General features: G+C 61.5%; 10 protein-coding genes. All 10 read left to right on the top strand.

Annotated features, from left to right (window positions below; genetic code table 11):
- Nucleotides 1–4 precede the first annotated feature (4 nt).
- The 10 genes from ABC336_RS18945 to argH all read left to right on the top strand — a co-directional run bounded on the left by ABC336_RS18945 (nt 5) and on the right by argH (nt 13,149).
- Complete coding sequence (locus tag ABC336_RS18945) at nt 5–724, top strand: hypothetical protein (protein WP_413240124.1); 720 nt, start codon at nt 5–7, stop codon at nt 722–724.
- A complete protein-coding gene (locus ABC336_RS18950) occupies nt 721–2,607 on the top strand; it encodes an FAD-dependent oxidoreductase (protein ID WP_413240125.1) in 1,887 nt (628 codons plus the stop codon). Before ABC336_RS18945 ends, ABC336_RS18950 begins: the two co-directional genes overlap by 4 nt.
- 211 nt (nt 2,608–2,818) lie before the next feature.
- On the top strand, nt 2,819–3,799 hold the full coding sequence (locus tag ABC336_RS18955) for a YitT family protein (protein ID WP_413240126.1): 981 nt from the start codon (nt 2,819–2,821) through the stop codon (nt 3,797–3,799).
- Between the two features lie 543 nt (nt 3,800–4,342).
- Nucleotides 4,343–5,392: an N-acetyl-gamma-glutamyl-phosphate reductase gene (gene argC / locus ABC336_RS18960; protein WP_413240127.1), complete on the top strand. Its 1,050-nt coding sequence runs from the start codon at nt 4,343–4,345 to the stop codon at nt 5,390–5,392.
- 31 nt (nt 5,393–5,423) lie between these two features.
- A complete protein-coding gene (argJ, locus tag ABC336_RS18965; RefSeq protein WP_413240128.1) occupies nt 5,424–6,665 on the top strand; it encodes a bifunctional glutamate N-acetyltransferase/amino-acid acetyltransferase ArgJ in 1,242 nt (413 codons plus the stop codon).
- A gap of 21 nt (nt 6,666–6,686) precedes the next feature.
- Entirely contained in the window at nt 6,687–7,484 is a 798-nt protein-coding gene (gene argB / locus ABC336_RS18970; RefSeq protein WP_413240129.1) for an acetylglutamate kinase, read from the top strand.
- 21 nt (nt 7,485–7,505) lie between these two features.
- Nucleotides 7,506–8,714: an acetylornithine transaminase gene (argD, locus tag ABC336_RS18975; protein WP_413240130.1), complete on the top strand. Its 1,209-nt coding sequence runs from the start codon at nt 7,506–7,508 to the stop codon at nt 8,712–8,714.
- Nucleotides 8,715–8,731: 17 nt separating this feature from the next.
- The gene (gene argF / locus ABC336_RS18980; protein WP_413242561.1) at nt 8,732–9,664 is read left to right on the top strand and encodes an ornithine carbamoyltransferase; all 933 of its coding nucleotides are present in this window, start codon (nt 8,732–8,734) and stop codon (nt 9,662–9,664) included.
- A 640-nt stretch (nt 9,665–10,304) separates the two neighbouring features.
- Nucleotides 10,305–11,540: an argininosuccinate synthase gene (locus ABC336_RS18985; RefSeq protein WP_413240131.1), complete on the top strand. Its 1,236-nt coding sequence runs from the start codon at nt 10,305–10,307 to the stop codon at nt 11,538–11,540.
- Between the two features lie 193 nt (nt 11,541–11,733).
- Complete coding sequence (gene argH / locus ABC336_RS18990) at nt 11,734–13,149, top strand: argininosuccinate lyase (protein WP_413240132.1); 1,416 nt, start codon at nt 11,734–11,736, stop codon at nt 13,147–13,149.
- Nucleotides 13,150–13,249 lie beyond the last annotated feature (100 nt).

Consider the following 13,249-nt stretch of genomic DNA (forward strand, 5'->3'; position numbering starts at 1 on the left):
GGATATGAAGCAAATGAGCTATGATCTGATCATCGTCGGCGCAACGACGACAGCCCTTGGGTTGGCGCAGGCCGTGCAATCCCGCCTGAAGACGCTGATCGTGAACGCAACAGAGATGGTGGCCTATGACTTCGTCAACAGCTACAAGCAGCCAGGGCTGTACACGCAGGGGGCAGCGTACAACCAGCAGTTCCGTGAGCTGAAGGCCGATGTGCTGCTGGGGACAGAGGTCGTATCGGTCGCAGGGGGACAGGATGACGGCTATACGCTGGAGCTGTTGGGTCCGAATGGCTTCTGGACGGTGAAGGCGGCGCGGCTGGTCGATACGACGCTGGAGCGGGAGGCGGGACTGAGCGGCAAAACGCTCAACGCGGTCGTCATCCAGCAGCAGGGCGAGCCGCTGCCTGCGCTGGAGTGGCCCGACATGCAGCTGATAGCGGAGACGCATGATCATGCGTATACGACGGCAATCCTGAAGTTCGAATGCGAGCCGGACTGGCGTGTTGCCGAAGCGAGACACCGGCTCGTCGAGGCATGGCTCTCGCGGCCGGAGACGCTGCAGAGCTGGCGGATGGCGGCCATCGCGTTCTGTTTTGATGAGCGAACATCTGCTGAGGGGCAAATGAAGGGCAGCCATTACGCCGTACTGCCGGCTGCTTCCTTCAGCAGGCCGGAGGAGAGTATCGCGGCGGGAGCCGAATTGGGAAGGAGTCTGATATCATGATGAAGCTGCATCGGATGGTAGATGGTCAAGTCGCCAGGCAGGATGCCGGTCAGGTACAGTTTGAGGAGCAGGTCGATGTGCTGGTGGCGGGCGTCGGCTCGGCCGGCGCGATCGCAGTGGTCGCCGCATCCGCCCAGGGGGCGAGCGTGCTCGGCGTCGATCGGCTGCCGGGGATCGGCGGCATGGGGACGATGGGGTATGTGTCCGGCTATTATTACGGGCTGCCCGGAGGGTTGCATGTCGAGATCGACGAAGAGGCGCAGCAGATGGGACGGGAGCATTTCCTGGATCGGGTGGAGCCCAAGAAATACATCCTCGAGAACCGCATCACCGCGCATGGGGCCCGCTTGTCGCTGGCGACGACGATTACCGGCGTCTTCATGGAAGGCAGCACGGTCCGGGGCGTCGCGCTGTTCTCGCTAGGCCGGCAGTGGAATGTCGCTTGCCATACGCTGATCGATGCGACTGCCGATGCGATCGTCTCGGCGCTTGCCGGGTGTGAGACGCATATCGGCCGGGGCTCCGACGGCAAGACGCGGCCGTTCACGAGCGTGAAGGTGTGGCTGGCCAAGGGCGGTACGATCACTCGGACCAATCACGACAGCGGGTATGTCGATCAGTATGACCCGCTCGCGTTGTCGCAAGGGATCCTGCAAGCCCATGCCAGCCAAGCGCTGGAGGAGTTCAGCGACGAGGCCAAGCGGGTGCTGTTCTTCGCACCGTTCATCGGGATCCGCGAGGGGCGTCTCATCGAAGCGGAGCACACGATTACGATGGCAGAGGTCGTCGCAGGCAAGCGGGAGGCGGAGACGCTGTTCTACGGATACAGCGACTTCGACAAGCACGGCAAGGACAACGTGCTGGAGAGCGAAGAGCTGCAGGATCTGTACGTGGCGGCCAATCTCAGTACCGTCTGTTTTGCGGTGCCGGTGACGCTGCGCTCGATGACCCCCAAGGGGATCAAGGGGCTGCTGGCTGCGGGCAGGCATATCGGCATGGATCACGATGTCTCGAGCCTGCTGCGGATGCAGCGGGATATGCAGAAATGCGGCGAGAGTGCCGGCGTCGTGGCTGCCTTGGCAGCGCGGCATGGCGTGGATGCGGCGGAGGTGCCGTATGGCGAGGTGCGGGATATCCTGACGGCCAGCGGTTGTCTGACCGAAGAGCATGACCGGGGCATCATGTTCGACGACTCGTTCCGCCGCGAGCCGATCCGCTGGATGACAGAGCCGGCGGAGATCCGTGCGGCGCTCGCCACCGAGATGCCCGGTGTCGCGATCTACTCCTGCAAGCTGCTGGGCAGCCGGATCGCCCCCGAGCTGAGGGCGTGGCTGAGCGAGTCCGACGAGATGCTGCGTTATGGCGCGGCCATCGCACTCGGCATTACAGGAGATGCAGCGGCTGCCCCGGTGCTGCGGGACATCGTCCGGCGGCGGGATGCACTGTACTTCAAAGACTGCCGCCGTACCAACCAGTTCCGCAGCGCCATCGCGATCTACTTGCTCGGCAAGCTGGCGGATCGGGACAGTGTGCAGCTGTTGACAGATATTCTGTGCGACGAGCGGGAGATCGAGAAGGGACTGTATCATGAGATTACAGAGCCCAGCTACAAGCTGAATTCGAGCAAAAACTTCAATGAGCTGTACTTCCAGCTCATCTCGCATGCCGCGATGGCGATGGTCCGGATCGCCCGCGCCCATCCCGAGCTTGCGGCGGCAATCAAGGAACGGCTGCTGGCCGCCTTCAGCGACGACCGGCACCTGAAGAATACGACGACGTTGCCGAGACTGACGTACGAGTACGAGACAGTAACGAATGTACGCGACTACGTCCTCGCCTTCTGCGGCGCCAAGGCGCCGTCGGAGACGGGATACGCGGTATAGTCCTGGCGAGCTTCGGCTGCCGCGCCGCTGCACGCCAATAATCGCGATACCTGTGCGAGCTGTCTCCTTTTTGGAGGCAGCTTTGTCGTTCAACCTCAATTTTCTCGCCCCAGTCAGGCCGGTCATCCTGGCTGGCTGCGACCGGCAGCCGCCCGGTTGTCACTCGTATGCCTCGGCCCGAATATGCTCATACTGGGAGGAGTAGATTCAGATGGGCGGGATGAGCATGGAGCAAGGGGGCAGCGCGAGCACAGAGTTGAAGCGGGGAGCAGAGGCATCCGCAGCAGCGTCAGCGGGGAGAGGGGCAGCCGGGGCGGGCCGACGCCAGCGTCGCCGTCACCGGAGGGCATCCGGTGACGGCGGGCAGTCGGCGTACGTGCAGACGATGCTGCTGCTGCTGCTCGGGGCGTTTACGATCGCCGTCAGCTTCAATCTGTTCCTGCTGCCGAGCGGCATCGCTTCCGGCGGTGTAACCGGCGTCTCCATCCTGGTGGAGCGGCTGCTGGGGCTGACGCCGGCGGTCACCCAGTGGGCGCTCAATATCCCGCTCTTCCTGCTGGGGCTGTGGCTGCTGGGACGACGCTTCGCAGTGAAGACGATCCTCGGCTCGCTGGTGCTGCCGCTCTTCGTGCTGCTCACGGCGCAGTGGCCGCCGCCGACGAACAACCCGCTGCTCGCCGCGATCTACGGCGGGATCGGCGTCGGTATCGGGCTGGGGCTGGTGTTCCGCGCCCGCAGCTCGACCGGCGGCCTCGATCTGGCCGCCCAGCTGCTGCACCGCTACACCGGACTGCCGCTGGGGCTGGCAGTCGCGTGTCTCGACGGCCTGGTGATCGCGGCTGCGGGCTTTATCATCTCGCCGGAGAATGCGCTCTATGCGCTGATCGGCCTGTTCGTCACCAGCAAGACGATCGACATCGTGCAGACGGGGCTGCTCGTCTCCAAGGTGGCGTTCATCATCTCGGGCAAGACGGAGGCGATCAGCGAAGCGATCCTGCACGAGCTCGACCGGGGTCTGACGAAGCTGTCGGCGCTTGGCGGCTACACTGGCGAAGCGCGGACTGTGCTGATGGTCGTCGTCGGGCAAAATGAAGTGACGCGGCTCAAGCTGCTGGTGCAATCGGTGGACGCTGGGGCCTTTGTCATTATCAGCGATACGGCAGAGGTGCTGGGGGAAGGGTTCAGGCGGTAGGGGGAGGAGTTGAAGGTACAGCTTGATTGGGTGAGTTAATGGAGTGTACTATTATGTATCTAAACGATATAACACATTAAGGGAGCCCCGGCGTTTGCGTTTGCCGGGGCTTTTTGGTTACGTTGCCGGCTGGCCAGCTTACCAAATTGCAGCTTGCCAGCGGACACAATAGCGCCTTTTTTTGCAAAAGAGCGAGTTAAAGAGGCAGAACGGACAGACGATCCGCTATCCGCGGAAAAAGTGGTCTGAATCCTTTGTTTTGCATCAAATAACGGATCATCTGTCCGAAAGAGAGCTGTATGGAGACTAATGTATGGAATAGAGTCTGTTGTGTCCGTGTTGAAGGAGCTTGAGATGGTAATTCGATATCTTAATAGGGGAGGATGAGCCCGTGAAAATGTCATGAAAACAGGATTGTATTTATATTAATCAGAATGTATAATAATACAATATTGTTGAGATGGATTGGAATAGCTTGGCCATTTGCAGACGTTTTGGTGTACAATATATAGTTAGAATCAACATGGATGGGAGCGAGTGGACATGACGGCAAAGGTACGGGCGGCGATCATCGGATCGACCGGATATGGCGGTGTGGAATTGATCAGATTGCTGGCGATGCATCCGCAGGTGGAGGTGACGTCCGTCATCTCATCATCAAGCGCCGGGTCGCCGATCGCAGAAGGATACCCGCATCTGACGGAGATCCGCACAGAGCTGCTGGACGGCATCGACGCGGCAGAGATCCGGGCAAAGGCGGAGGTCGTCTTCCTGGCGACGCCGGCGGGCATCGCCTCGAAGCTGACGCCGGAGCTGCTGGAGCAGGGACTGCGCGTGGTCGACATCTCGGGCGATCACCGGTTGAAGTCGGCAGCGGTATATGAGCAGTGGTACAACAAGCCCGCCGCCCCGGAGGCCTATCTGGAGCAGGCGGTCTATGGCCTATGCGAGGTATTCGGGGAGGAAGTGCGCGGGGTGGAGCTACTCTCCAATCCCGGCTGTTACCCGACCGCGACGCTGCTTGGCTTGATCCCGGCGGTAGCCGAGGGTTGGATCGACCCGGATTCGATCATCATCGATGCCAAGAGCGGCGTCTCGGGCGCGGGGCGCGGAGCAAGCCTCGGCACGCATTATTCGGAGCTCAATGAGAATTTCAAGGCATACAAGGTCAATCAGCATCAGCATATCCCGGAGATCGAGCAGGTGCTCACACGGGTAGCGGGTCGTCCGGTTGTGACGACGTTCACGACCCATCTGGTGCCGATGACACGCGGTATTATGAGCACGATGTATGCCCGGATTGCGGGGGGCCACAGTCAGCAGGACTTCATCGATCTTTACAAAAAGTACTATGAAGGACGCCGTTTCGTACGCGTGCGCCCGTCCGGCAGCTGGCCGGCGACCAAGGAGGTCTCCGGCTCCAACTATTGCGACATTGGCTTTGCCGTCGATGAGCGCACGGGCCGCGTGACGATCGTGTCGGTCATCGACAACCTGGTAAAGGGCGCCGCCGGACAGGCGATCCAGAACTTGAATCTGATGATGGGCTGGGATGAAGGACTGGGATTGAACTTCGTCCCTGTCTATCCGTAACAGTACCTGGGATAAAGGAGACGAGTAAGTGATGGGACAGGAGACGAAGACAGCTGCATACCGGGTCGAGCCTGAGGGCTCGATTACGACGCCCCGCGGCTTCACGGCCGGAGGCCTGCATTGCGGCTTGAAGAAGACGACCCGCCACGACCTGGGTGCGATCGTCTGCGAGGTGCCGGCCGCTGCGGCAGGCGTCTATACGACGAACGTATTCCAGGCGGCGCCGCTCAAGGTGACGCGCGAGAGCGTGGCAGCAGGCGGCACGCTGCGCGCTGTGCTGGTGAACAGCGGCAATGCCAATGCCTGTACAGGGCAGCAAGGGGAAGAGGACGCCTACGCGATGCGGTCGGCTTTTGCCGAGGCGATCGGGGTGGGCAAGGAAGATGTAGCTGTAGCGTCCACCGGCGTGATCGGCGAGCTGCTCAAGATGGACCGCGTCCACCAGGGGATCAGCGAGCTGCCGTCGCGTCTGACGCCAACGGGCCGCGGGGCCGATGATTTCTGCCAGGCGATCCTGACGACGGATCTGGTGCAAAAGATGGTCTGCGTGTCGCTAGAGATTGACGGTAAGACCGTGCATGTGGCCGGCTCCGCCAAAGGCTCGGGGATGATCCATCCCAACATGGCGACGATGCTCGGCTTCGTCACGACGGATGCAGCTATCGACAGCGAGACGCTGCAGCAGGCGCTGCGCGAGGTGACGGATCTGACGTTCAATATGATCACGGTGGACGGCGATACGAGCACCAATGATATGCTCGTCGCCATGGCCAGCGGTCTGGCGGGCAATGATCCGCTCAGCCGCAAGCACGCCGACTACGCGGCCTTCGTCGAAGCGCTGCGCTACGTCTGCGAGGTGCTCGCCCAGGCGATCGCCCGCGACGGCGAAGGCGCGACCAAGCTGGTCGAGGTGCAGGTCAAAGGCGCGGTCACGGACGCCTCCGCCCAGCGCATCGTCAAGACGGTCATCGGTTCGTCACTGGTGAAATCGGCCGTGTTTGGCGCTGACGCCAACTGGGGGCGGATTATCGCCGCAGTCGGGCGCGCTGGAGAACCGGTCAATCCGGATACGGTAGATATCCGACTCGGCGATATCGTGACGCTGGAGCAGTCGGCTCCCGTCCTCTTCGATGAAGAGGTGGCGCTGGAGTATCTGAAGGGCGACACGATCGTCATCCATATCGACCTGCACCATGGGGAAGGCGAGGCTGTCGGCTGGGGCTGCGACCTTACGTACGACTATGTACGGATCAATGCGGCTTACCGGACGTAGAGGAAAGGGAGTAAGCGAGTCATGATCGAGAACGACCAACGATTTGTTATGAAATGCGGCGGCAGCACGCTGGCGGCGCTGCCGGAGGCTTTCTTTTCCGACCTGCGGTCGCTGCAGGAGGAGGGCGTGCGGCCGGTGATCGTCCATGGCGGCGGTCCGGCAATCTCGGAGACACTGGGCAAGCTGGGCATCGAGACCGGCTTTGTCGACGGCTTGCGCGTCACGACGGAGGCGGTGCTGGATGTCGTCGAGATGGTGCTGGCCGGCCGGATCAACAAGGAGATCGTCCGCAAGATCGGGGCGAGCGGCGCCCGTGCGCTCGGACTGTCCGGCGTCGACGGGCAGCTGCTGGAGACCAGGCCGGTGGCGAACAGCGACCAGATCGGCTTTGTCGGCGAAGTGACCGATGTCAAAGCCGAAATCATCGAGGGTATCATGGGGATGGGCTACATCCCGGTCATCGCGCCGATCGGCATCGATGCGGCGGCGCAGCGTTACAATATCAACGCGGATACGGCGGCGGGGGCGGTCGCTTCCAAGCTCGGCGTGGAGCGGATGATCGTCGTCACCGACGTGCCCGGCATCATGCGCACCGTGGACGGGGAGAAGCGCGTGCTGTCTTCTGTGACGGTGGCGGAGATCGACGAGATGATCGCCAGCGGCGAGATCTACGGCGGCATGATCCCCAAGGTCAGGGCGGCGGTGCAGTGCATCCAGGGCCGGGTGCGCGAGGTTGTGATCGTCAGCGGCGAGGAGCCGCAGGTGCTGAGCCGGGTCGTCAAGGAAGGCGGCATCGGCACACGTATTATCCAATCTTAAATGAAGAGAGGCGGCGGCAGTATGAGCGAACATGGCACAGTAACTAGTTCTCTGTTCCCTACCTATGCGAGATTCCCGCTTGCGCTGGTCAAAGGCGAAGGCAGCTGGTTGTGGGATGACCAAGGCAACAAATATCTGGATTTCATGTGCGGGCTGGCGGTGACCAACCTTGGTCATGCGCCCGAGCAAGTCAAGCAGGCGCTGGTGCGACAGCTGGATGAGCTGTGGCATGTGTCCAACCTGTTCCATATCCCGGATCAGGAGGCAGCGGCCAAGCTGCTCACGGATCGCAGCTGTGCTGACGCTGTGTTCTTCTGCAACTCCGGCGCCGAGGCCAACGAAGCTGCGATCAAGCTGGCCCGCCGGTATCACCAGCAGGTGCTGCAGAACGGCCGCTACGAGATCATCACCTTCAGCCAGTCGTTCCATGGACGGACGCTGGCGACGCTGACCGCGACCGGTCAGGAGAAGGTCAAGGAAGGCTTCCACCCGCTGCCTGCCGGGTTCAAGACGGTGCCGCTGCACGATGTGGCCGCTCTGGAGGCTGCGATCGGCGAGCAGACGGCAGCGATCATGATCGAGACGGTACAGGCGGAGGGCGGCGTCCATCTCGTGGAGCCTGCCTTCATGCACCGGGTCGCCAAGCTGTGCGAGGAGCACGGCCTGCTGCTTATCGTCGATGAGATCCAGACCGGCATGGGACGCACGGGCAAGCTGTTCTCTTATGAGCATTACGGCATCGAGCCGGATATCTTCACGCTGGCCAAAGGACTCGGCAGCGGCTTCCCGGTAGGCGCCATGCTCGCCAAGGCGCCGCTGCGCGAGGCCTTCGGACCCGGCAGCCACGGCTCGACCTTCGGCGGCACGCCGATCGCCGCCGCAGTCGTCAAGGCTACGCTTGAGACGTATGTCTCGGAGGGTGTGGTGGAGCAGGCGGCGGATGCGGGCAAGTACCTGCTGGGACGCCTGCAGGAGAAGCTGGCGGACAATCCGTTCGTGCGGGAGATCAGAGGCCGCGGCCTCATCGTCGGCATCGAGTGCGACGGTGCGGTGGGCGACCTGATCACAGCCGCGAGATCGCGCGGGCTGCTGGTGGTGACGGCCGGACCGCAGGTCATCCGGCTGCTGCCGAACCTGCTGGTCAGCCGTGCCGAGATTGACCAGGCCGTGGACATCCTGGCCGGCCTGCTGGCTGAACAGACGGTATCGACAAGGGGGAGCAACGCGTGACACAAGTAAAAGAAGAGATGGCGTCAAGCTTGAAAGGCCGAGATTTCCTGGCGCTGGTGGATTATACGCCGGAGGAAGTCCGATATCTGATCGATCTGGCGATCGAGCTCAAAGCGAAGCAGAAGGCCGGCGAGGTCTATCAGCCGCTGAAGGGCAAGACGCTCGGGATGATCTTCGAGAAGTCTTCGACGCGTACGCGCGTATCTTTTGAGGTGGGGATGTACCAATTGGGCGGCCATGCGTTGTTCCTCAGCCGCAACGATCTGCAGATCGGCCGTGGCGAGACGATCTGGGATACGGCGCAGACGATGTCGCGTTACCTGGACGGCATCATGATCCGTACCTACGCGCACCGGACGGTGATCGAGCTGGCGCGGGGAGCGACGATCCCTGTCATCAATGGTCTGACCGATCTGTCGCATCCGTGCCAGGCGCTGGCGGATTATCAGACGATCCTGGAGCACAAGGGGCGGCTCGAAGGTCTGAAGATTGCCTACGTCGGCGACGGCAACAATATGGTTCATTCCCTCATGATGGGAGCCGCCAAGGTCGGCATGCATATGTCGGTGGCCTCTCCCGAGGGCTACGAGCCGGATGAGGACGTCGTCCGCCAGACGAAGGAGCATGCCGCCGAGACCGGCTCGCGCCTGCACATCTGCCGCGACCCCCGGGAAGCGGTGGAGGATGCGGATATCATCTATACCGACGTCTGGGCCAGCATGGGCTTCGAGGCGGAGCAGAAGGACCGGGAGCTGGCGTTTGCCGACTACCAGGTCGACGAGAAACTGGTGGCGCATGCCAAGAGCGATTATCTGTTCCTGCACTGTCTGCCTGCCCATCGCGGCGAGGAAGTAAGCGAAGGCGTCATCGACGGCAAGCACTCGATCGTCTTCGACCAGGCGGAGAATCGGCTGCATGCCCAAAAAGCCATCATGGCCGCTATCATGTAGCGTCCAGCCAACGTTGCTGCGTGCGTTAGGGCGCGCGCTCGGCGCACGCGCGCAGTGCGTCGCGGCGGGGCGCGTAACTGGACAGCCGAGCCCAATACTCCGGCGACCCGCCGGACGGCTGAGCTGCCGAGGCGCAGATCCGGCGAACTGCAGAGGCTGAGCCGCTGTAAGGGAAGAAAAGTGCGTTACAGCGTGCGTACGAGCCGGGTCGGCCGCTGTAAGGGAAGAAAAGTGCGTTACAGTACGCGAACGAGCCGATTCGGCTGCTGCAAGGGAACAAAAGTGCGTTGCAGTACGCGAACGACCCGGTTCGGCTGCTGCAAGGGAACAAAAGTGCGTTACAGCGTGCGTACGAGCCGGGTCGGCCGCTGTAAGGGAACAAAAGTGCGTTACAGCGTGCGAACGAGCCGAGTCGGCCGCTGTAAGGGAAGAAAAGTGCGTTACAGCGTGCGAACGAGCCGAGTCGGCCGCTGTAAGGGAAGAAAAGTGCGTTACAGTACGCGTATGAGCCGGATCGGCTGCTGTAAGGGAAGAAAAGTGCGTTACAGCGTGCGAACGAGCCGGTTCGGCTTCCCAGCGAGCAACTGAAGCGCTTTAAAGAAAGTAACACTCTCAATCATAAAGGAGCGAATCGATACGCATGGCTAAGCAAAAAATCGTACTCGCCTATTCCGGCGGGCTGGATACATCCGTTATCCTGAAATGGCTGAAGGAAACCTACGACGCCGAGATTATCGCATTTACTGCGGATATCGGCCAGAAGGATGAGCTCGACGGACTGGAGGAAAAAGCGCTCGCGACCGGCGCGTCCAAGGTCTACATCGACGATCTGCGCGAGGAGTTTGCCAAGGACTTCATCTATCCGATGTTCCAGGCAGGCGCCCTCTACGAAGGCCAATACCTGCTCGGGACATCGATCGCCCGTCCGCTGATCGCCAAGCGGATGGTCGACATCGCCCGCGCCGAAGGCGCAACGGCGATCGCGCACGGTGCTACCGGCAAGGGCAACGACCAGATCCGCTTCGAGCTGACCGCCGCTGCCCTGGCGCCGGATCTGGCTTGTATCGCACCCTGGCGTCTGGAGAGCTTCCGCGAGCAATTCCCCGGCCGTGCCGAGATGATCGCTTATGCGGAGCAGCATGACATCCCGGTTCAGGCTTCGGCTGCCAAGCCGTATTCGATGGACCGCAACCTGCTGCATATCAGCTTCGAGAGCGGCATGCTGGAGGATCCGTGGTTCGATCCAAGCGCACCGGAGAACAAGGACATGTACGTACTGAGCGTCTCGCCAGAGGATGCACCGGATGAGGCCGAGCTCGTCGAGCTGACCTTCCAGGCCGGCAACTGTGTGGCCGTCAATGGCGAGCAGCTGAGCCCGCTGGGCGTTATGGATAAGCTCAATGAGCTGGGCGGCAAGCATGGCATCGGCCGGGTCGACATGGTGGAGAACCGGTTCGTCGGCATGAAGAGCCGCGGCGTCTATGAGACACCGGGCGGCACGATCCTGTTCACGGCGCACCGCAAGATCGAATCGCTGACGATGGACCGCGAGGTGATGCATCTGCGGGATTCGCTGATCGCCAAGTACAGCACGACTGTATACAACGGCTTCTGGTTCGCGCCGGAGCGTCTCGCGATGCAGGCGCTGGTCACCGAGAGCCAGAAAAACGTCGACGGCGTCGTCCGCCTCAGACTGTACAAAGGCAATGTCATCGGCGCCGGCGTACAGAGCCCGGTCAGCCTGTACAATCCGGATATCGCGACGATGGAGGCCGATCCATCACAGGCCTACGATCAAGGCGACGCTACTGGCTTCATCCGTCTGCAAGCGCTGCGGCTCAAAGTATCCTCAGGCGTTGAGCAGAGCCGAAAATAAGAAGGGGCGGGCGCCGGGCGCCCGTCTTTTCGGGTAGTATGCAGGTGTAATGATCGACAGCTCCGGCGAAGCGATGCAAGACGACACGCTTGGCGGGAAGTTGACAGGATGGCGACAAGACAATCGGCTTCAAGGCCCGCCCTGGCGCGGTGCGCTTGAAGTCGCTTGGATTCGATAAAGGGAGTGAAGAGCAGTGAGCAAATTGTGGGGCGGCCGCTTTACGAAGCAGACGGACAAGCTGGTGGAGGAATACACCGCTTCGATCAACTTCGACAAGGAGCTGGCCGAGGAAGACATCCAGGGCAGTCTCGCCCATGTGACGATGCTGGGCAAGCAGGGCATCCTGCCGGATGAGGACGTGGAGACGATCAAGGACGGACTGCACCGGGTGCTGCAGCGCCTGAAACGGGGCGACATCGAGTTCTCCGTCAGCGACGAAGACATCCATATGAATATCGAGAAGACGCTGATCGACGATATCGGCCGGGTCGGCGGCAAGCTGCATACCGGACGGAGCCGCAACGATCAGGTGGCGACCGATATGCATCTGTATCTGCGCAAGCGGGTCGTGGAGTTCGTCGAGCTGCTGCACAAGCTGCAGGTGGCGCTGACCGAGCAGGCCAAAGCCAATCTGGACACCATCGTGCCCGGCTACACGCATCTGCAGCGCGCGCAGCCGATTTTGTTCGCCCATCATATGATGGCTTATGTGTCGATGTTCGGCCGGGATATCGAGCGACTGCAGGACAGCTACAAACGCATCAATACCTTGCCGCTTGGCGCAGGGGCGCTGGCCGGGACGACGTTCCCGATCGACCGTCACTTCGTCGCATCGCAGCTTAATTTTGAGCGCCTGTATGAGAATAGCCTGGATGCCGTCAGCGACCGCGACTTCATCCTGGAATTTCTCGCCGACGCCTCGATCATCATGATGCATCTGTCGCGTCTGAGCGAGGAGCTGGTCATGTGGTCGAGCACAGAATTCCGCTTCGTCGAGCTGGACGACGCGTTCTGCACGGGCAGCAGCATCATGCCGCAGAAGAAAAACCCGGACGTGCCGGAGCTCGTACGCGGCAAGACCGGACGCGTCTACGGCAATCTGATGGGACTGCTGACGGTGCTGAAGTCGCTGCCGCTGGCGTACAACAAGGATATGCAGGAAGACAAGGAAGGCATGTTCGACACGGTACGTACGATGCAAGGTGCGCTGCAGCTGTTCGCACCGATGATCGCGACGATGAAGGTCAACAAGGAGCGGATGCGCCAAGCGGTCAACCAGGACTTCTCCAACGCGACGGACATCGCGGACTTCCTGGTCGGCCAAGGGCTGCCGTTCCGACAGGCGCATGAAGTCATCGGCAAGACGGTGCTCTACTGCATCGAGCAGAACAAGTATTTGCTAGATCTGACACTGGAGGAGTTCAAGCAATTCTCCGAGCTGTTCGACGAACGGATCTTCGAGATTCTGCAGCCGGAAGCCGTTGTCGATGCCCGCGACGTCTATGGCGGCACCGCCCGCGGCCAGGTCAGCGATGCGATCGGCCGTGCGGAGCAGCAGCAGGGCCTGACCGCAGCCTGGGTGACAGAGTACGCGGAGAAAAGCCAATAAAGATCGTAGTGACGCGCTTGCGCGCAGAGTGGGTGGATGACTCTGCGGCGGGCGTGTTTTTTTGCTGTGGGATGGAATGGGGGCTGGTGCTGAGGCGGAG

Source organism: Paenibacillus jepli (genome assembly GCF_047238105.1).
Taxonomy (GTDB): domain Bacteria; phylum Bacillota; class Bacilli; order Paenibacillales; family Paenibacillaceae; genus Paenibacillus_D.

Excerpts from the sequence above, each read along its gene's own strand:
- argC (WP_413240127.1), top strand. The coding sequence starts at position 4,343 with ATGACGGCAAAGGTACGGGCGGCGATCATCGGATCGACCGGATATGGC.
- argB (WP_413240129.1), top strand. The coding sequence starts at position 6,687 with ATGATCGAGAACGACCAACGATTTGTTATGAAATGCGGCGGCAGCACG.
- argD (WP_413240130.1), top strand. The coding sequence starts at position 7,506 with ATGAGCGAACATGGCACAGTAACTAGTTCTCTGTTCCCTACCTATGCG.
- argF (WP_413242561.1), top strand. The coding sequence starts at position 8,732 with ATGGCGTCAAGCTTGAAAGGCCGAGATTTCCTGGCGCTGGTGGATTAT.
- ABC336_RS18945 (WP_413240124.1), top strand. The coding sequence starts at position 5 with ATGAAGCAAATGAGCTATGATCTGATCATCGTCGGCGCAACGACGACA.
- ABC336_RS18950 (WP_413240125.1), top strand. The coding sequence starts at position 721 with ATGATGAAGCTGCATCGGATGGTAGATGGTCAAGTCGCCAGGCAGGAT.
- ABC336_RS18955 (WP_413240126.1), top strand. The coding sequence starts at position 2,819 with ATGGGCGGGATGAGCATGGAGCAAGGGGGCAGCGCGAGCACAGAGTTG.
- argJ (WP_413240128.1), top strand. The coding sequence starts at position 5,424 with ATGGGACAGGAGACGAAGACAGCTGCATACCGGGTCGAGCCTGAGGGC.
- ABC336_RS18985 (WP_413240131.1), top strand. The coding sequence starts at position 10,305 with ATGGCTAAGCAAAAAATCGTACTCGCCTATTCCGGCGGGCTGGATACA.